The sequence below is a fragment of the Tropicibacter sp. S64 genome (assembly GCF_049803835.1).
Classification (GTDB): domain Bacteria; phylum Pseudomonadota; class Alphaproteobacteria; order Rhodobacterales; family Rhodobacteraceae; genus Pacificoceanicola.
This window is the reverse complement of record NZ_JBNAGK010000011.1, coordinates 121,323-140,254: the sequence shown is the minus strand read 5'-3', so window position 1 is coordinate 140,254 and position 18,932 is coordinate 121,323. Positions and strand designations below refer to the sequence as shown.

Below are 18,932 nucleotides of genomic sequence, written 5' to 3'. Positions count from 1 at the left end.
GCGAGGGGACTTGCCGTTTCTGCCCGCAAATTGCTCGAGCGTACGCATGGTTTATCCGTGGAGTGTCAAGAGCGACACGCTGCCCACGACGACAAGGCTCAGCGCCCAGACCACATCGAGGTTGAACCAGCTTCGGGAGAGGGCCTTCAGCCCGAGCCACCGATAGACGGCGACGGCGAAGGCGCTGCCCGCGAACGTCATGGCTGCGGTGTGGACGAGTGCGACGAGGGCGGCGATCCCCGCATTGCTCGACATCAGGTCGGCCGCGGCGGCATGGCCGGTGTCCGTCTCGACGGTGCGGCAGATCCCGAGGTAAATCGGCACGAGCATCAGCCCGGCCCCATGCGCCATGGCCGCAAGGAAGGACCACAGCGCGAGCCGGGAGGGTGGCACCCGGGCGAGGAACCGCGGGTGACGGCGGTTGAACAGCAGATAGACGCCGACGGCGATCACCAGACAGGCGGCGACGATCTGAATGTGGGTTTGCCAATCCGCGAGGAACAGCAGCGCGCCGAAGGGAAACAGGATCGCCGCCATCGCCAGAAGATGCCCGGCGGCCAGCGCCCCCAGCGCTCGCCAGAGACTGCGGCTTTTCCGGTCCATCAGGGCGGCGGAGACGGCCAGCGGCCAGCCCATGCCGGGGTTCACGCCGTGGTAGAGACCCGACAGCACAACGGCCCCCCAGAGGGCCGTTGCGGTCGTTGCGGGCTCCATCAGGCGGAGGGGTAGCAGAAACTGTCGGTCGAGCAGTCCCCGCCTTCGAGCCGGATCTGGTGGCTGCGATAGCCCTTCGGGAAGGACAGGTAGAAGTCCTCGGCCAGCGTCAGCCCGCCGTTTTCGCCCACATGCGCCATGACCATCTGCCCGCCTTCATCGTCGGGATAAAACTGGTCGTCCCATGTCGAGTAGAGCGAGTTGGTCCAGTAGACGCGCTTGCCGTCACGGCTGATCTCTACCATCTGCGGGCCGTACGCGAAGGGCTGGCCGTTCGGGTGCGGCGTGCCGCGTGCGATGCCGCCGATCTCGACCTTGCCGGCCAGCTTCGGATTCATCGGGTCGGTGACGTCGTATTGGTGCATCTCGCCCAGCCCCCAGCAGGCGACGTAAAGGTATTTGTCGTCGAGGCTCAGGTCGATGTCCGTCACCAGCGGCGGCACCGCGCCGAAGCCTTGGAGCAGCGGCGGCAGGTTCGCCGGGTCTTCGGGGCGCGGGTCTATGGTCAGCGTCTTCTTCGCCTCGAAGGTGCCGTCGTCCTTCTGCCACCAGGTGAAGATCGCGCCTTGCAGGTTGGTTGTGTCGACCACCACGCCGCAGAAGCCGTAATCCCTAGAGGGATCATGCGCGGGGCGGATTTCCAGTGCCATCTGGTGGTTCGCCCCAAGGTCGATGGTCTGGACGTTCTTGCGCTCGCGCAGCTTCCAGAAGTGGATCTTGTGGCCGTATTTGTTGGACAGAAGGTCCTCGGCCACGATGCCGTTCTCGAATTGCGGCGGCAGGCCCCATTCGCTGCTGACCATGTAGTCACGCGGCAGGTTCCACCAGAAGTCGTAATGTTTGTCCTGCGCGCCCCGGTCCATTTCGTAGCGGCCAAGCACCTCGAATGTCTCGCAATCCATGATGAAGATACCCGGAGGTCCGTCGGTGCCATCCGCGCCACCGCCGCCGAGTGTCGAGACATAAATGCCCTCCGGGCCGCAGTGGATGGTGTGGGGGCGCGAATAGCCGGTTTTCGCAAACACCTCTTCGGGCTCGATGATCTTGTGGATCCTGGCCTTGAGCGGCTCCTTCACGTCGATGATGTAGATGCGCGAGGATCGGATGCCGGGAATGATCAGGTAACGGCGTTCAAGGAAGGCATGGCCCGACAGTGGCGAGAGCGACGACGAACAGGCGTTCCAGCCGAAGTGGTGAAACTCGTCGCCCGTGTTGGGCATGATGACCTGATGGACGATCTCGCCGTAGGTCTTCGACTTTGGGTCCACATCGACCACCGCGACGCCGTCGGGCTGGCTGCCATCCGGCGACAGCATCAGCGTGAAGGCCAGCGTTTCGGCCGGTGCCTCCATCGCCAGCTTCGGGGTTGCGTGGAACGTCGGGTCCGGTCTCAGGTTCATGGTCTCTCCTCCCTGTGAAACTTTTGCTTTTTTGGAATTCTGGTCGTTATGTGTGTCCGCCGAAAACAGGGGCACTCTGCCATAGATTGCAGAGTCGCACCAAATTTTTTGGTGCGCGTGGTGAGGGCCACGGCGAATTCCCGCGTTGCGATGTGCCGGTGTCCGCTGCCCCGGACCTGACCCGGATCGATACCGATCGAGCGCGTCACGCAGCCTGTAATACTGTACGGCAAGGGTGCCGTAGACTCGGTGCAGGGCATGCAAGGGCAGGGTGGGGATGGTCGCGACCGGCGGAATGGGAAGCGGGGTGCCCTCCGCCAGATAAGCCGCAATGGCCTTGCCGAGGGATACCGACAGCGCGACGCCGCGTCCGTTGAAGCCGGTGGCGGCCAGCACGCCGGGCGCGGGCGCACAGAGCCGGACGCGATGGTCAGGCGTCATGCCAACCCGCCCGAACCAGCGGTGTACGATCCGGAACCCCGGTCCGAACAGCGATGCCAGCTCGGATTCGATCCGGGCGAAGGCCTCGGGACCCTGCGGATCGGCAAAACTGCCGCGCCCGCCCAGCATCAGCCGATTTTCGGGACCGATGCGAAAATACGTGCCAACCCGGCGCACTTCGGAGACCACCTCGCCCCCCGGCAGGATGCGTCCCCGCTGCGCGTCGCTCAGCGGCGCGGTGGCAATCTGGAAGCTGTTGGCAGGAACCGTGGCGCGTGAGAGCCTCGGATCGAGGGTAGCAGGTGTGTAGACATTGCTGGCCAGGATCACCCGCTCTGCCGTGACCTGCGTGCCCGGTTCCAACTGCGCCTGCCAGCTCGTGCCGTTTGGATGGAGCGCGGTCACGGGGCTCTGGCAGAAAATGCGCACGCCCGCGGCCGCCGCGGCCCGCGCCAGCCCGTGCGCCAGTTTCAACGGGTGGACACGTCCGGCACGGGGATCGCGCCAACCGCCGAGAAAGCCGCGCGCGCCCGTCACCCGTTCCATTGCGGCGGCGTCCAGCCATTCGGCGTCAACGCCGCGCGTCTGCCACTGGAGCATGCGGGCCTGAAGGGTGGGCAGGTGCACATGGCGATTGCCTGCCTGAATCCAGCCGCTCCGCACCGCGTCACAGTCGATCCCGAGCCGCGCCACCAGCGCAAAGAGTGTATCCGCGGTGCTCCCAGCAAAGGCAGTGGCCTCTGGCCCCCAGAGCCGGTCGAGCGTGTCGGGATCGTCTTTCAACCCCGGGATGACCTGCCCGCCATTGCGGCCGGATGCGCCAAAACCCGGCGCCTGGGCTTCGAGCAGAACCACATCCGTGCCGGCCTCCGCGAGATGCAGGGCAGCTGACAGACCCTGAAAGCCGCCACCGATCACGAGCACATCGCAGCGAAGGTTCTCGCGCAGCTGTGCAAAGGTCGGCGCGGCGGGGGCCGTTGCAGCCCAGATGGATTGGAAGGCCATGGCGGCTCCGTTTTGACAGGGTATTGGGCACGCCGTGGAAACCCCGGCCTGCGGGGGCGGACCGTCGCGTCGGGACGACCTCAGCACAGTCACGCGCCGCAATCCATCCCCGTTCAAGACCAATCCCTCGTTCGGCGACATCGCGGGTCAGCCGGATGTCATGCGCGACAAGGAGCTTCTTCGCAGGCTCGCAACGTGGCGCATCCTCGGGCCGGCTGCGGCTCGGGCGTGTCCAATGGTCTCATAACGCCGTCTTGAGGGCGCAAAGTCTCTCCGCCAGGTCCGAAGCTGGTACGACGTCCCGCGCGGTTGCACCGAATGACTGCGCTGCGCCGTGTTCCCGCAAGTCCGGAAACAGGTCGAGGACCGCGCCCCGTGACGCGGTATCCAACGCGGCCATTGCCTGCGGGCCGGGATAGAAACTTTCGGATGCCGCACCGTTGGCAAAGACGATCTGGTGCGTCTCGAACATCAGGTGCATGTAGGTCACGCCGCGGCAACCCCGCGCAACCCGCGCCTGGCCGCCAGCCATCCGCGCAAGATGTGTCGCCCGCACCAGCCGTTCCTCCCCGTCTACCCGTAGCACCATGCCATGCTGCGGCGAGACCAGCAGTGGTCTCGACGCCCCCACCAGTCCCGGCGCGATGCGCACAGGGAGCAGTTTGGGCATGCGGATCAGTTTGCCGCGTCCGACATGGCGTCGTCCGGTCCAGATCAGCGGCTGCGGGCCGTTGTCTCGTGTCACCACGAGGTCGCCCACACGCAACCGCTCGATCGGGACCTCGCCGCGCGGTGTCCGGATCAGCGTGCCCTTGGTGAAACAGACCACGCCGGTGTTCTCGACCGTATAGAAATTCGCATCCGCAGTGGCCCCCGTGAAAGTGAGGCTGTCGCCCGGCGCAAACTGCGTGTTGTCGGAATAATCGACGGTTTTGCCGGTCTGGGTCGTGGTGTTCGACTGGTTCAGGATCCCGTCGTCGGCCTGGTCCGCCTGCAACTCCCAGATGTCGTCGTAATAGGCACTCAGGTCGATGAAATCGTTGTTGGTGCTGTCCCCGTCGGACAATGTGCCGGTGTTGCCGGTGTTGAAATCGGTGATCGTGTCGGCGCCGTCGCCGGGCGTGTAGACAAAGGTGTCGTTGCCCGTCCCCCCGGTCAGGAGGTCATTGCCGGTGCCGCCGGTCAGCGTATCTTGCCCGCTCCCGCCGCGCAGCGTGTCCTGCCCGGCGTCGCCGTACAAAACGTCGTCGCCGTTGGCTCCCTCGACCCAGTCGTTGCCATCGCCGCCGGACACGGTGTCATTGCCCGCGTCCCCGCCGAGATCGTCGTTGCCGATGCCGCCGCTGATGGAATCGTTGCCTGCGTCGCCATAGATGTTGTCCGCACCATCGCCGCCGATGAAGGTATCCGCCCCGGTGCCGCCCCAAAGCGTGTCGTTGCCAAGACCGCCCTCCGCATAGACGCCGGCCCCATCCGCGCCCGCGGTCAGGAAGTCGTTGTAATCGGTCAGCAGGAAGCGTTCGATCTCGCTGAAGGAGATCGTGTCCGCGCCATCGGTCACGGTGCCGAACTCGCTGCCGTCATAATCGACGGTCACCGCAACGCCATTGGCGGTCAGGTCGATGGTGTCGCTGTCGATCCCGGTTATGGAGGTTTCGCCGCCGACAATCGTATCATTGCCGAACCCGCTTTGAATGACGAACACGTCGGCAGCGTCGCCGCCGGACAGGCTATCTGCGCCGATCCAGCCGATGATCCGATCGTTCCCGGCATCGCCGGTGATCGTGTCGTTGCCTTCGTCCCCCCACAGCGTGTCATCGCCGAGACCGCCGGACAGGTTGTCGTCGCCCTCCTCGCCGGCAATCAGGTCGTTGCCGCTGCCACCGATCAGGGTGTCGTTGTCATTGCCGCCGTAGATGGTGTCGTTTCCGGCCCCGCCATCGAAGAAGTCGTTGCCGGACCCGTCCAGAAAGCCGACCTCGTCGTCGATGAAGTCATCGCCGTCGCCGCCGATGATGGTGTCGTTGCCACCGCGCCCCTCGAAGGAGTCATTGCCCGATCCGCCGTCGATGCTGTCGCCGGCCGAGCCACCGACAATCGTATCGTTTCCGCCCAGGGCGTCGATCTCCAGGCCGGCGCCATCGGCTGTGCCATCCACTGAATCCGCCTGATCGGTGAGCACCAGCCGCTCGATCTCGGTGAAGCCGAGCGTGTCCGTGCCGTCCGTGGCGCTGCCCGCCTCCGTTCCGGAATAGGTCACGGTAACGCCGCCGGTCACGGCGCTGAAATCGACCAGATCGTTGTCGGAGGTCGAGGTGACGCCCTCGCCGCCGATGATCGTATCCGCTCCGAAGTCGTCCTCGATGAGGAAGGTATCGGCATCGTCGCCGCCCAGCATCGAGTCATTGCCGGTGCCGCCGATCAGCAGGTCGTCTTCCGAGCCACCGTCGAGCGTATCGTTCCCTGCGCCGCCGTCGAGCGTGTCGTACCCCTGCGTGGCAACGATGGAGTCGTCGCCGTCGCCGCCGATCAGCAGGTCATCACCCGCCGAGTTCATCAGCGTGTCGTTACCGGTGCCACCGACCAGCGTGTCCTGCCCGAGGCCCGTGGTCAGGAAATCGTCGCCGGCGCCGCCGTCGATGTAATCGTTGCCATCGCCGCCCGCGATGGTGTCGCCGCCCGTACCGCCGAAGAAGGTATCGTTGCCCGCGCCCATGTCGATGCTCTTGGCGGCTCCGCTAACCGTTGCATCGACGTAATCGCCCTGTGCCGTAAGGGTCATCTCCTCCAATTCGGAGAAGCCGAGCGTATGTGTCCCGTCCGAAACCGTACCCGCCTCGTCGCCCGAGTAGAGCGCCGTGATCCCGACGCTCAGCCCGGAAAAGTCGATCCGGTCGCGATCCGTTCCGTCTTCGCCGCCAACGATGGTATCGGCGCCGAATCCGGTTGTTACGATGAAAGTGTCGGCATCGGCACCCCCGAGAAGGCTGTCATTGCCGGTGCCGCCCCGGAGCGTGTCATCACCAGCCTTGCCGTCGGCGTAGATCCCGCTGTTGTCCGCCGATGCGTCGAGGGTATCCGCGTGATCGGTCAGGTTCAGCGCTTCGATCCCTGTGAACGTCAGGGCCTCGGGTCCCGTCGTCACCGTGCCGGCCTCGTCGCCGCCAAAGGTGACGCTGGCCCCGGCGCCGAAGAATTCCAGCGACAGCAGATCGTTGTCCGTGCCGCCCTCGCCGCCGGTCACGGTCACGCTGTCGAAGGATGCCCCGCCGCCGAGGGTTGTCGTCCCGTCGAAGACATAGAACTGGTCCGAACCATCGCCGCCGACCAGTGTCGCGGCACCGTTCCAGCTCGTCAGGGTGTCGTCTCCGGTCCCGCCGTCGACATAATCGGCGCCCGCGTCGCCTTCCAGCAGGTCGTTGCCGGTCCCGCCGAGCAGGCTGTCGTCGCCTGACCAGCCGCGAATGGTGTCGTTGCCGTCCCCGCCGAGGATGGTGTCGCTGAAGGCATCGGCCATGCTGCCCGCGATGCTGTCGTTGCCCGCGCCGGCGTCGATGTAGAGGTCGGCAAGCTGGAAGGTCCCGGCATTGGCGTCGACGAAATCGTCGTAGGCCGTCAGGATCAGACCCTCGACCTGCGTGAAGATCAGCGAGTTGCCGCCATTCACCGCCAGCGCCGCTTCGGTGCCGGAATAGGTGACGGAAACCGCCGACGTCAGACCGGAGAAGTCGATCCGGTCGTCGTCGATGCCGAGCACAAGGCCTTCGCCCCCCGTGATCGTGTCGATGCCGAACCCGTCGGCAATGACAAAACGGTCGGCATCGTCGTTGCCGAACATCTGGTCATTTCCGGTGCCCCCCGCGATGGTGTCACTGCCATATCCGCCGTAGAGGACATCGTTTCCGGTCCCTCCGAGAATATTGTCGTTGCCATACTCGCCATAGATCGTGTCGTCGCCGACACCACCGTCAAGCGTATCCCCAAGGCTTGTTCCGCCGAAGGTGATCGTCTGCCCCAACCCGCCGTAAATGACCTGCTGGTAATAGAAGGACGGATCCGTGATGACCCAGTTCGTTTCCGTGAACGTGCCGATATTGACGGTTTGGCCCGCCGCGAGTGTGCGGTCATAGACAAGGTTGCCGAACAGGTTGACCTTGTACAGGTCGATCGGCCCGTCCGCCGCGTTGGTGACCGTCAGCGTGGTCGGCAGGATGCCGATGCCCGACGCGATGTCCGACGGGCTAAACCACATGTTGTCGCCCCAGAGCTGATCGTTCCCGTCACCCCCGATGAGACTGTCCGCAGCCTGGCCGCCGACGAGCGTATCGTTTCCCAGACCACCACTGATCGTATCGAGCCCGGCGTCGCCGGACAGCGTGTCGTTGCCCGCGTTGCCGATGAAACTGTCGTTTGAAAGCGTCCCTTCGATGTAGTCGTTGCCCGCGTTGCCGATGGTGTTGTGGAATTGCGAGATGCTGGCACCGAAAGGCAGCGTCAGGTTGACGCCGAAGTCCCCCAACTCGCCCACGTTGAACCAGCTCGAGCCGTTCCAGATGCCGATCTTGCCAACCTCGGCGTCGATCGTCACCCGCCAGGTGGACGGCAGCGAGGAGAAGTCCAGCGTATGCGTGCCACTGCTGCTGATCCCCGACCAGAATGCGAAAGAGTTCCAATTAGCAGTGGTAAGGACGTAGGTTGCCATGGCGTTCTGGGTCTTGTCTCCTGCACCAGTCTTGACAGGAACAGATCACCAAAATTTCGGCATTCCTTGGCCGCTGCGGTGAAAACTCATTTCAATTGTCCGGATTATTGCAGACAGCGGCGGTGCTACGCGAAGGGGGGCTACACCGCAGCGGCCGCGGTTTCGAACCAATGGGCCGGACTCCGGGGTGGCGGCCCATGCCGATTGGTCACAGATGGATGCCTTGAGGTGCGCCAGGTTCCCAAGCCCGTCTGGGTCAGTGCACCACGGCCTGCATGTCTTCGACCGCGAAGTCTATCAGCGCCCGAATTTTTCGGGGCAAGGCGCGGCCTTCGAGATAGACCGCGCTGACAGGACCGCCATCCATTTCGAAATCCGGCAGCAATGCAACGAGTTGGCCGGTTTCGAGCAGATCGGCGATGGCGAACCTCGGCGTGTATGCGATCCCCATACCGCTGGCGGCGAATTCATTGGCGGCCCGCGCAGAGTTGACATGAAACCGGCCACGCACCTGGGCCACGAACTCCGTCCCGTCCTTTGTGAACGTCCAGCGGGTCGGCTGGCGTCTGTTCATGTCGACGATACAGGCGTGTTGCGGAAGATCGGCGGGAGACTGCGGCACGCCATGCGCCGCCAGGTAGTCGGGATGCGCCACGAGGCAGTTCCGGAAAGAGCCGAGTTTGCGGGTCTTCATGGACCGCGTGTCCGATGTACCCAGACGGAACGCCAGATCGATGCCGTCGCCCGCCAGGTCGATGAAACGGTCATCCAGTCTCAGATCGAAGGTCAGGTCCGGGTGCGCACGTCCGAACCGGGCGAGCATACCGGCAACGTAGATCTCGCCGAACGTCACCGGGGCAGAGACCCGGATGATTCCGCCGAGGCTGCGGGACCCCTCCGACAGGTTGCTCAGAAGATCGTCGAGTTCGTCGAGAACCGCCGGCGCCCGGGCGAGAAGGTCCTCGCCAGCCGGTGTCAGGCCGACCTTCCTCGTCGTCCGCTGGAACAGGCGTGTGCCCAGTCGCGCTTCCAGTTCTGCGACGTATTTCGAGACCAGCCTGTTTGACACGCCGAGCTGCTGCGCTCCCGCTGTAAACGAGCCGGTTCTGGCGGTGGCCACGAAGGCCCTGAGTTCGTCGACGATATCCATGAGCATCCATTGAGAACAAGATGAGGAAATTCACTCCTCACTATCGCTTTAATGCTGAATATGGCCAAGCCTCGACACTCCTTTCACGCGTGAAAGGTAGCCTTTCGCAGGGCGGAGAAACGACAGCCCATGCAATGGCGCAATGGCTTCTCACCTGTAGGGGTCTGTGTTGCAGCATGCGACACGACCGTGTCGTGTTCCCGACATCACAGTCTGTAAGATCCGGGCGTCCGGCTGGTCCATTTTCGGAAGGCGCGGTGGAAGTTCGCCGGAGCGGAAAAGCCGGTATCGAAGGCGATCTGTTCGATGCTGTCCGTGCCGTGCTGCAACGCACGGATGGCGATGTCTCGGCGCAGGGCATCCTTGATGTCCTGAAAGGATGTCCCTTCCTCCCGAAGGCGGCGGTTCAGCGTGCGGGGTGTCATCTTCAGGGCGCGGGCCGCGTCGGGCAGCTGGCAGCTCTGCCAGGTCGCACCGTACAGAAAGGCGCGGACGCGCAGGCTGTTGGTATGGGCCCGCGAGCTGGTGAAGATCCAGTCGATCGGGGCGCGTTCGAGGAAGATGGACGCTTCGTCGGAACTGCGGGTGATCGGACGGTTGAACAGACGGGGATCGAACAGGATGCTGGTGTGACGCGCGTCGAATTCGACGGGGCAGGGAAAGACAACGGCGTAATCCGCGGCAAACTCCGGGCGCGCGAAGGCAAAGTGCACCGCCTTTACCGCGGTCTCTTCGCCACCGAGCCAGGACAGGAGCCCGTGCGCCAGTTTGAGGATCAGCATGTGCCCAAATCGCTGTGGTTGGATGTCAGGAGAGCATGGGATCAATGTGAGCGCGACGTCCTGATGACCGTTGCGCAGTTCCAGCCGAAAATCGTCCAGGAGCAGGTTCCAGAATGTCGAGAACCGATAGAGTGCTGAAACGAGACTGCTCGCTTCTCGCTGTACGGTAACGAGATGCTGCAGGGCGCGGGGACGGATCGGGCGGCTCCAGAGGCCCATCATCTCATCGCCCGTCTCCGGGGCGGCAAGCTGGTAAAGCCTTGCGATCTCCTCGAGTGTCACGCGCCGGGTGGCGGCCATCGGGCCGGTTTGCAGGCCCGCACGCTCCAGCAGGGACGCCATCGTGTCCGGCGTGCACCGCGACGACAGGGCATCGAGCCAGTCCTGCACGAACCCCGCCGAAACGGTCGTCAGGGAGATCGGATCATGGTTGTTCATCGCAGGCTCGTTTGGCGCAATCGGATAGGAGTTTGGCAAATGATGAGATTATTGGCAAGCAATCGAGCGGATACATGACGGGAAACCATAACTGCCGACTGGAAGTCGTATATGTCCTATCAGCCACCCGTTCAGGATCTGATGTTCTGTATCGAACATCTGTCGCACTGGGACAGAGTGTCCGCGCTGGAGGTGCATGACGGAACCGACCTGGCTGACATGGCTGCCGCTCTGGACGGCTTTGCAAGGTTCTGCGCCGAGCAGATCGCGCCCTTGTCCCGTGTCGGAGACAGGCAGGGTGCGACGTTCGACAAGGGCCGCGTCACCCTGCCCGAGGGCCATGCCCAAGCCTATGCCCGGTTCGTCGAGATGGGCTGGCAGGCGCTGACGCACCCGGTGGACCATGGCGGCACGGGATTGCCGCGTGTCGTCGGCGCGGCGGCGGTCGAGATGCTGAATGCTGCCGACATGAGCTTTGGCCTCTGCCCGCTCCTGACCGACGGGGCGATCGAGGCGCTGCTGCTGACTGGCTCGGACGAGCAGAAAGCGATCTATCTGGAACCGCTGATCGCCGGGCGCTGGTCCGGCACGATGAACCTGACCGAACCGCAGGCGGGCAGCGATCTGGGCAGGGTGGTGACCAAGGCGGTGCGGCGCGGCGATGGCAGCTATGGCCTCACCGGCACGAAGATCTTCATCACCTTTGGCGCTCACGATCTGACCGAGAACATCGTTCACCTCGTGCTGGCCCGCACGCCGGATGCGCCGTCCGGGCCGAAGGGGCTGAGCCTGTTCATCGTGCCGCAAAAACTGGTGAACCCGGATGGCACCCTTGGGGCTGCGAACGCGGTCCAGTGCGTCAGCATCGAGCACAAGCTGGGCGTCCGCGCCAGCCCGACGGCGGTGCTGAACTACGACGACGCCACCGGCTTCCTGATCGGTCAGGAAAATTCCGGGCTGGAATACATGTTCGTCATGATGAACGCTGCGCGGTTCGCGGTGGGGGTACAGGGGATCGCGACGGCGGACCGCGCTTACCAGCGGGCGCTGGCTTATGCGAAGGACCGTGTGCAAAGCCGTCCGGTGAATGGCAGCGTCAAGGACGCGGTGCCGATCATTCAGCACCCGGATGTGCGCCGGATGCTGATGCGGATGCGCAGCCTGACCGAGGGCGGGCGGGCGATGGCGGCGGCGACGGCGGGGTTGCTCGATATCGCGCATCATCAGGATGATGCCGGAGCTGGCGCACTGGCCGAATTCATGGTGCCGCTGGTCAAAGGCTTTTGTACCGAACGCGCGGTCGAGGTCGCCTCTCTGGGGGTGCAGGTCCATGGCGGCATGGGCTTCATCGAGGAAACCGGCGCGGCGCAGCATTATCGCGACGCCCGCATCCTGCCAATCTACGAGGGCACGACCGCCATTCAGGCGAACGACCTTCTGGGGCGCAAGGTGATGCGCGACGGCGGGGCAGCCGCCCGCGGCTTTGCCGCCCGGATTGCGGAAACCGAGGCGACACTGGCGGGCGGCGATGCCACCGCGCGGGCCATCGGCCAGAGCCTCGCCGGGGCCCGTGGCGGCTTCGAGGCGGCGCTCGACTGGCTGCTGGAGACCAGCAAGACGAATATCGACGCGGCGTTTGCGGGCTCTGTCCCGTTCCTGATGCTGGCGGGCACGCTTGCGGCGGGCTGGAAGCTGGCGCAAGGCGCTCTGGCGGCACAAGCAGCGCTGGACGCCGGGCAAGACAGCCCCTTCCTGACACAAAAGATCGCCACCGCGCTCTTCTACGCCCAGCACATCCTGCCAGAGTGCCTGACCGAGCAGACCCGTATCCTGCACGGTGCGAACAGCCTGCTGGACGCTGCCTTCCCCGAATGATCCCGCGAAAGGACCCGAGCCATGAATGACGTCACCAACCCCGATACCTACGAACGCCTCGTCCTGTCCGAGCGGGAAAACGGCCTGTTTGTCGTGACACTGAACCGCCCCGACAAACGCAACGCGCTGGATGTTCTCACCATCGAGGAGTTGATCCGCTTCTTCAGCGGTGCGCGGATGGCGGGCGTCAAGGCTGTGCTGCTCGAAGGGGCGGGCGATCACTTCTGCGCCGGTCTCGATCTGGTCGAACATTGGAAAGCCGACCGCAGCCCCGATGACTTCATGCATGTGTGCCTGCGTTGGCACGAGGCCTTCAACAAGATGGAGTATGGCGGTGTGCCGATCATCGCCGCGCTCAAGGGCGCGGTGGTCGGCGGTGGTCTGGAACTGGCCAGCGCCGCGCATGTCCGGGTGATCGACCCCGGCACCTATTTCGCCCTGCCCGAGGGCCAGCGCGGGATCTTCACCGGCGGCGGCGCGACGATCCGGGTTTCGGACATGATTGGCAAGTACCGCATGATCGACATGATCCTGACGGGCCGCGTCTATCAGGGACAGGAAGCCGTCGATCTGGGTCTGGCGCAGTACATCACCGAACCGGGGGGCAGCTTTGCCAAGGCGATGGAACTGGCGGAGAAGGTCGCGCAGAACCTGCCGCTGACGAACTTCGCGATCTGTTCCGCCGTGAGCCACATGAACAACATGTCGGGCATGGACGCTGCCTATGCCGAGGCTTTCGTCGGCGGCATCGTCAACACGCAACCGGCGGCGCGCGAGCGGCTGGAGGCCTTCGCCAACAAGACCGCCGCCCGCGTTCGGCCCAACAGCTGATCTGGCCAAGGCAACGACCGCCCCCTTCGAAACCATCCTCACAACACCCACTGGCGCGATTGCGAAGCCTATTCTTCGCAAGCTTGCCAAGACTCCGGAGTACACTGGAATGGCACTGATCTCCCCGTCGCGCCGGCTGCGCCGCACCGCCTTCTCCGAAGGCAACGAGGCCGCCGGCGTCAAGGCCTACACGGTCTACAACCACATGCTCCTGCCGACGGTGTTCCGTTCGGTTCAGGAAGATTACCACCATCTGAAGCAGGCGGTGCAGGTCTGGGACGTGGCTTGCGAGCGGCAGGTCGAGCTGCGCGGCCCCGACGCCGGACGCCTTGCGCAACTTCTGACGCCGCGCGATTTGCGCGGGATGCTGCCCGGTCAGTGCTACTACGTCCCCATCGTCGACGAGACCGGCGGCATGCTCAACGATCCCGTCGCGGTCAAGCTGGCCGAGGACCGCTGGTGGATTTCCATCGCGGACAGCGACCTGCTCTACTGGATCAAGGGGCTGGCCTACGGCTATCGCCTCGATGTGCTGGTGGACGAACCCGACGTGTCGCCTCTCGCCGTGCAGGGCCCTCGGGCCGACGACCTGATGGCGGCGGTGTTTGGCGACGCGGTGCGAGACATCCGCTTCTTCCGCTTCGCGCATCTGGACTTCCAGGGGCATGACATGGTTGTGGCGCGGTCCGGCTACTCCAAGCAGGGCGGGTTCGAGATCTACGTCGAGGGTGAACATCTGGGCATGCCGCTCTGGAACGCCCTGATGGAAGCCGGCAAATCCATGGACGTGCACGCCGGATGCCCCAACCTGATCGAGCGGATCGAAGGCGGCCTGCTGTCCTATGGCAACGACATGACCGACGACAACACACCGCACGAATGCGGCCTGGGCAAGTTCTGCAATACGCAGACGGCGATCGGCTGCATCGGGCGGGACGCGCTGCTGCGGGTCGCCAAGGAAGGTCCGGTCAAGCAGATCCGTGCCATTGCCATCGACGGTGGGCCGGTGCCCGGCTGCGACCGCTGGTGGCCGTTGATGGCCGGACCGAAGGCTGTTGGCCGGGTGTCGTCCGCCGCCTGGTCGCCGGACTTCGACACGAACGTGGCGATCGGCATGGTCCGCATGACCCATTGGGACGACGGGACCGAGCTGACCGTGCAGGCACCGGATGGGCCGCGCAAGGCCACTGTCAGGGAAACGTTCTGGAACTGAGACCGAGAGCCGGATCGGGGGCGGATCTCTCCCCGATCCTCAGGCCAGTGCGATCCGGGGGCGTCACCGTGGCCAGATCCTTGTGCCCTCGATGTCGAACAGGTTTGTCTGCTCGGGATCGAAGTGCACGTCCAGACGTTGGCCAAGCGCGATGCTGGCCCCGCCGTCCAGCTCTGCGAGGAGCTTTTGGCCGCTTTGCAGGCGAAGATTGACGATGGTCCTGTCGCCAAGTCGTTCGATCAGGTCGACCGTGGTGGACAGGACCGGCGCTCCGGTCGGGTTCGTATGCAGCTGTTGCGGCCGGATTCCGAGCACGACCTTGCGCGCCAATTCGCCCGCAGAAGCCTTGATGGGCGTGGGCAGCAGATCCTGCGAGGATAGGAAGACCTGTCCGGTGGCGCCGACCGTGATTTCAGCCTGAATGAAGTTCATCCGTGGAGAGCCGATAAACCCGGCAACGAACATGTTTGCGGGTTTCCGGTAGAGATCGAGTGGCGTGCCGACCTGCTGCACGGACCCCTGGTTCATCACGACGATCCTGTCCGCCAGCGTCATCGCTTCGACTTGGTCGTGCGTGACATAGATCATCGTTGCCCCCAGCTCGTTGTGCAGGCGGGCGATCTCCATCCGCATCTCGACGCGCAGCGAGGCATCGAGGTTCGAGAGCGGTTCGTCGAACAGGAAAACCTTGGGATGACGCACGATGGCGCGGCCGATGGCGACCCGCTGGCGTTGACCGCCAGACAATTGTGCGGGCCTGCGGTCCAGCAGATGCTCCATGTGGAGGATCTGCGCGACCTCGCGGATCTTTGCATCTCGCTCGGCCTGAGGCACCCGGGCGAGCTTCAGCGAGAAGCCGACATTGTCGTAGACCGACATGTGCGGGTAGAGCGCATAGGACTGGAACACCATGGCAATCCCCCGGTCACGGGGTTCGAGGCCGTTGCAGACATCTCCGCCGATGAGCAATGTCCCTTGTGTGATGGCCTCCAGCCCCGCGATCATCCGAAGCAGCGTCGACTTCCCGCAGCCTGACGGGCCGACAAAGACGACAAGCTCGCCGTGCGCAATGTCGAGGTCAATCCCCCTGATGACCTGCAGCGCCCCGAAACTCTTGCCGAGTCCGCGCAATTGGACATCCGCCATGACGTGTCTCCGTTACTTGACCGCGCCCATGGTCAGCCCTTCGACCAGGTAACGCTGCATGAGGAAGGCAAAAATGATGACCGGCAGAGAGACCATGAAGGCGCCCGCGCTGATGGTGTCCCATTCGATCCCCTGCGATGTCCGAAAGCTGAGCAGCGCGACGGTCGCGGTGGTGGTTCTGCCGCTGGTCAGGATCAGGGCAAAGAGGAACTCGTTCCATGCCCCGACGAATACAAAGACCGAAGTGGCGAAGATCCCGCCCCGGGCCAGCGGCGCGGCGATCCTCGTCAGGACCTGCCACTCGGTCGCGCCGTCGATTCGGGCCGCCTCCAGCAGGCTGGGCGGCAGATCCATGAAGAAGCCCCGGGTCAGCCAGATCGCGAAGGGCAGGTTGAACGCGACGGTTACCACGATCATGATCTGGTAGGTGTCCAGCTGCCGGGTAAGATTGCCGATTATGTAGATCGGCACGACGAGCGCGATGGCCGGGATCATCCGTGCAATCAGAACGATCAGCAGGAAAGCGGCGTTGCTCCTGCTGGCGCGGGCCAGGGCATAGGCCGCCGGAGTTGCCACCAGCATTGTGATCGCGACCGAACACAGAGTGATGAACAGGCTGTTGAGCAAATAAAGACCGAATGCCGCCTGCCGGAACACGTTGACGAACCCGTTGAAGCTGATGTCGGACAAGAGCTTTGGAGGCAGCGAAAGCGTATCCGCAGGCGAGCGGAACGCGGACAGGACCATCCATGTGTAGGGAAAGAGATATACGAGGACCAGTACGGCGACAGCGACCGGGAGCAGGGCTTTCCTCATTGCTCCGTCTCCGTCTGGCTGCGGGCATTTCGTGCGTTGCGCCCACGCAGCAGGTAGCCGATCAAAGGCGCGGTGACGATCAAGGTCAGGACCGCAATGATCCAGGAGACCGCGGAGATCTTGCCGATGTCGAAGGAGATGAAGCCCACCTTGTAGGCATAGAGGCTCATGGTGGTGGTCGCGTCGCCCGGTCCTCCGAGGGTGAGCATGTAGACCTTGTCGAACTCCGACAGAGACCAGATTGCCCGGAACGCGGCTGCGATGGCGAGGTAGGGCAACAGGTGGGGCAGCGTCAGGTAATAGACGATCTGCCAGCTTCGCGCACCATCGATCCGCGCGGCCTCGACCGCCTCCTTGTCTTCGGATTGCAGACCCGCAAGCAGGACGAGCATGAAGAACGGGGCCGATTCCCAGACATCCATCAGGATCACCGAAAACAGGGCCCAGTTCCTTTCCAGCCAGGGCACGTCAGGCAGGCCGATGGACGTCAGCGTGTAGTTGTAGACGCCGTAGTTCGGATCGTAGAGCAATTTCCAGAACATGCCGACAACGGCGGGTGTGATGACCATCGGCAGGATCATCAGGGTGCGCATCGCGTTGCGCCCGAAGAAGTGTTGGCGGAACAACAACGCAAGGCCCAGTCCGACAACCGATTCAAGACTCACCCCGGCAACCGTGTAGATCAGCGTTACCTTGATGGACGACCAGAAGGCAGGGTCGGTCAGAATTTCGACGTAGTTGTCGAACCAGACGATTTTCGTCCTTGTCCGCGGCATCAGGATGCGCCAGCCGGTCAGGCTGTAGTAGGCGGACATGGCCAGCGGCACGATCAGGACGAGGAACGCTGCGATGGCCGCTGGGATGACAAACAGGATTGCGGCGCTGCCATCCGTCTTGTTGCGCTTGCGTTTCACATCCGCATCCGTGTCAGTTATCGAAACGGTGCCACGACGCGGCAGGCGCGTCGCGGCAGGTGGTGTTGCAAGAATAGACGCATTTGCGGCACTACTGGCGAATATCGAGAGAGGCGACGAAGTCCTCGACCGAGGCTTGCAGGTCGTCCATTGCCGCGTCCGCGGATTTTTCACCCCCGAGGGCCGCATTCAGCTCTTCGTACATGTAGGTGACGATCTGGCTGGATTGCGGGACGTTCGGAAACAGCGCCAGCTTTCCGCTCAGCGCCTCGAGAGTCGCCGGGAAGTGCGGTCTGCTTTCGATCAGCGCAGGATCGCTCAACACCGAAATGCGGGCCGGCGCGGGGGCGGACTTCTGCACTTCGCGGGAGGCAAGATACGTGGCCCACAGAACCGCCGCCTCGCGGTTACGCGACGCGTCGTTCACGCCCACCGCCCAGCCGCCCAACAGGGAGGCCTCGGGCGTCGGTTGGAACGACAGGTTTGCAGCCTCGGCGGATTTCGCGGGATCGAGCATGGCGCCAAATCCGCCGGGCCAAATCATGCCTTGCCCGGATACCCCAGTCATCAGACCGTCGAGCATCTCCGGGAAATCCCAGGTCAGGTTTCCGGCGGGGGCCATTGGCTGGAGCTGGTCGACAAGGAAGTTCGCGGCCTTGCGCCCGGCGTCCGAGTTGAACTGAGGGGCGTAATTCGGGCCGAAATAATTGCCGCCGTATTTGAAGAACAGGATGATCCACATGATCGACACCTGCCAGCCCTTGCCGCCGGGCAGGCCGAAGCCATTCAACCCGGCGGCCTCCAGGGCCTTGCCGTTCGTGACGATTTCTTCCCAGGTTGCCGGGGCGGCCGCTGGGTCGAGTCCGGCCTTCTCATATTGTGCCCGGTTCCAGACCATCATTGTGGCGTCGCCAAGGATCGGCAGGCCGATCAGTTTGCCGTCGACCCGGCCGTAAGCGTCGATGACATCGCCAGGGTAGTCATCGAGATCGAGCTGCGGCGCACCTTCGATGGTTGGTACGATAGCTTCCAGATCCGCGAAATAGGTCGCAAGCTCACCCTTCCAGGGATAGGTGTAGACATAGCCGTCGAACGCATTCGTCCCGGTCGTCACATCCAGCACGGTCTTGGTATAGGCGTTGGTGTCGGGCAGGAACGTGTAGTCGAAACGGATCCCGGTCTTTGCGGCGAATTCCTCCGACGACTGGCGGTACGCCTCCCAGGAGCCGCCGCCGGCACCGAGCATCACCTTCAGTGTGGTGCCGGCATATCGTTGCGGCAGGTCCGCTCGCGCCGAGCCCGCAGGCAGGAGCATTGCCGCGCCGGTAGAGGCCGTGGTTGCAAGAAAAGTTCGACGATCCATGTTGGTTCTCCCAAGGGTCATTGTCAGCGTCACCTGCATCGCGGTTCCCCTGACATGGGGCCGCTTTTCCAATGCTCTGCCCGTAGTTCTGAATTATTAGTCATATTAGCTAATAAATCACAAGATTATTAATCCTGCCGCG

The 18,932-nt window shown here is 63.8% G+C and carries 12 protein-coding genes and 1 pseudogene; 3 read left to right on the top strand and 10 right to left on the bottom strand.

Annotation, left to right across the window (positions count from 1 at the left end; all coding sequences use genetic code 11):
- Window positions 1-51 precede the first annotated feature (51 nt).
- From ACP159_RS17870 to ACP159_RS17845, 6 genes and pseudogenes are all read right to left on the bottom strand, one after another.
- The gene (locus ACP159_RS17870; protein ID WP_425101064.1) at window positions 52-714 is read right to left on the bottom strand and encodes a hypothetical protein; all 663 of its coding nucleotides are present in this window, start codon (window positions 712-714) and stop codon (window positions 52-54) included.
- Window positions 714-2,114 carry a selenium-binding protein SBP56-related protein gene (locus ACP159_RS17865; protein ID WP_425101162.1) on the bottom strand — a complete coding sequence of 467 codons (1,401 nt, stop codon included), beginning with the start codon at window positions 2,112-2,114 and terminating at the stop codon, window positions 714-716. Before ACP159_RS17865 ends, ACP159_RS17870 begins: the two co-directional genes overlap by 1 nt.
- Window positions 2,115-2,450: 336 nt before the next feature.
- Window positions 2,451-3,560, bottom strand: a pseudogene (locus tag ACP159_RS17860) (NAD(P)/FAD-dependent oxidoreductase); the annotation flags it as partial.
- A gap of 241 nt (window positions 3,561-3,801) precedes the next feature.
- Complete coding sequence (locus tag ACP159_RS17855; RefSeq protein ID WP_425101063.1) at window positions 3,802-8,262, bottom strand: Hint domain-containing protein; 4,461 nt, start codon at window positions 8,260-8,262, stop codon at window positions 3,802-3,804.
- Between the two features lie 256 nt (window positions 8,263-8,518).
- Window positions 8,519-9,412: a LysR family transcriptional regulator gene (locus tag ACP159_RS17850; protein ID WP_425101062.1), complete on the bottom strand. Its 894-nt coding sequence runs from the start codon at window positions 9,410-9,412 to the stop codon at window positions 8,519-8,521.
- A gap of 206 nt (window positions 9,413-9,618) precedes the next feature.
- Window positions 9,619-10,632, bottom strand: a complete 1,014-nt coding sequence (locus tag ACP159_RS17845; RefSeq protein ID WP_425101061.1) for an AraC family transcriptional regulator ligand-binding domain-containing protein — start codon at window positions 10,630-10,632, stop codon at window positions 9,619-9,621.
- A gap of 111 nt (window positions 10,633-10,743) precedes the next feature.
- On the opposite strand from ACP159_RS17845, the gene ACP159_RS17840 reads away from it, so the two are divergent.
- The 3 genes from ACP159_RS17840 (at window position 10,744) to ACP159_RS17830 (ending at window position 14,551) form a co-directional block, all read left to right on the top strand.
- Entirely contained in the window at window positions 10,744-12,507 is a 1,764-nt protein-coding gene (locus tag ACP159_RS17840) for an acyl-CoA dehydrogenase (protein ID WP_425101060.1), read from the top strand.
- 21 nt (window positions 12,508-12,528) lie between these two features.
- Window positions 12,529-13,338 carry a methylthioacryloyl-CoA hydratase gene (gene dmdD / locus ACP159_RS17835; RefSeq protein WP_425101059.1) on the top strand — a complete coding sequence of 270 codons (810 nt, stop codon included), beginning with the start codon at window positions 12,529-12,531 and terminating at the stop codon, window positions 13,336-13,338.
- Between the two features lie 109 nt (window positions 13,339-13,447).
- Window positions 13,448-14,551 carry a dimethylsulfoniopropionate demethylase gene (locus ACP159_RS17830; RefSeq protein ID WP_425101058.1) on the top strand — a complete coding sequence of 368 codons (1,104 nt, stop codon included), beginning with the start codon at window positions 13,448-13,450 and terminating at the stop codon, window positions 14,549-14,551.
- A 63-nt stretch (window positions 14,552-14,614) separates the two neighbouring features.
- Here ACP159_RS17830 and ACP159_RS17825 read toward each other — a convergent pair whose 3' ends face one another.
- From ACP159_RS17825 to ACP159_RS17810, 4 genes are all read right to left on the bottom strand, one after another.
- Complete coding sequence (locus ACP159_RS17825; protein WP_425101057.1) at window positions 14,615-15,697, bottom strand: ABC transporter ATP-binding protein; 1,083 nt, start codon at window positions 15,695-15,697, stop codon at window positions 14,615-14,617.
- 12 nt (window positions 15,698-15,709) lie between these two features.
- Window positions 15,710-16,513 carry a carbohydrate ABC transporter permease gene (locus tag ACP159_RS17820; RefSeq protein WP_425101056.1) on the bottom strand — a complete coding sequence of 268 codons (804 nt, stop codon included), beginning with the start codon at window positions 16,511-16,513 and terminating at the stop codon, window positions 15,710-15,712.
- Entirely contained in the window at window positions 16,510-17,427 is a 918-nt protein-coding gene (locus tag ACP159_RS17815; RefSeq protein ID WP_425101055.1) for a carbohydrate ABC transporter permease, read from the bottom strand. Before ACP159_RS17815 ends, ACP159_RS17820 begins: the two co-directional genes overlap by 4 nt.
- A gap of 91 nt (window positions 17,428-17,518) precedes the next feature.
- On the bottom strand, window positions 17,519-18,790 hold the full coding sequence (locus ACP159_RS17810) for an ABC transporter substrate-binding protein (protein WP_425101053.1): 1,272 nt from the start codon (window positions 18,788-18,790) through the stop codon (window positions 17,519-17,521).
- Window positions 18,791-18,932: the final 142 nt, after the last annotated feature.

Excerpts from the sequence above, each read along its gene's own strand:
- ACP159_RS17870 (WP_425101064.1), bottom strand. The coding sequence starts at position 714 with ATGGAGCCCGCAACGACCGCAACGGCCCTCTGGGGGGCCGTTGTGCTG.
- ACP159_RS17865 (WP_425101162.1), bottom strand. The coding sequence starts at position 2,114 with ATGAACCTGAGACCGGACCCGACGTTCCACGCAACCCCGAAGCTGGCG.
- ACP159_RS17855 (WP_425101063.1), bottom strand. The coding sequence starts at position 8,262 with ATGGCAACCTACGTCCTTACCACTGCTAATTGGAACTCTTTCGCATTC.
- ACP159_RS17850 (WP_425101062.1), bottom strand. The coding sequence starts at position 9,412 with ATGGATATCGTCGACGAACTCAGGGCCTTCGTGGCCACCGCCAGAACC.
- ACP159_RS17845 (WP_425101061.1), bottom strand. The coding sequence starts at position 10,632 with ATGAACAACCATGATCCGATCTCCCTGACGACCGTTTCGGCGGGGTTC.
- ACP159_RS17840 (WP_425101060.1), top strand. The coding sequence starts at position 10,744 with ATGTCCTATCAGCCACCCGTTCAGGATCTGATGTTCTGTATCGAACAT.
- dmdD (WP_425101059.1), top strand. The coding sequence starts at position 12,529 with ATGAATGACGTCACCAACCCCGATACCTACGAACGCCTCGTCCTGTCC.
- ACP159_RS17830 (WP_425101058.1), top strand. The coding sequence starts at position 13,448 with ATGGCACTGATCTCCCCGTCGCGCCGGCTGCGCCGCACCGCCTTCTCC.
- ACP159_RS17825 (WP_425101057.1), bottom strand. The coding sequence starts at position 15,697 with ATGGCGGATGTCCAATTGCGCGGACTCGGCAAGAGTTTCGGGGCGCTG.
- ACP159_RS17820 (WP_425101056.1), bottom strand. The coding sequence starts at position 16,513 with ATGAGGAAAGCCCTGCTCCCGGTCGCTGTCGCCGTACTGGTCCTCGTA.
- ACP159_RS17810 (WP_425101053.1), bottom strand. The coding sequence starts at position 18,790 with ATGGATCGTCGAACTTTTCTTGCAACCACGGCCTCTACCGGCGCGGCA.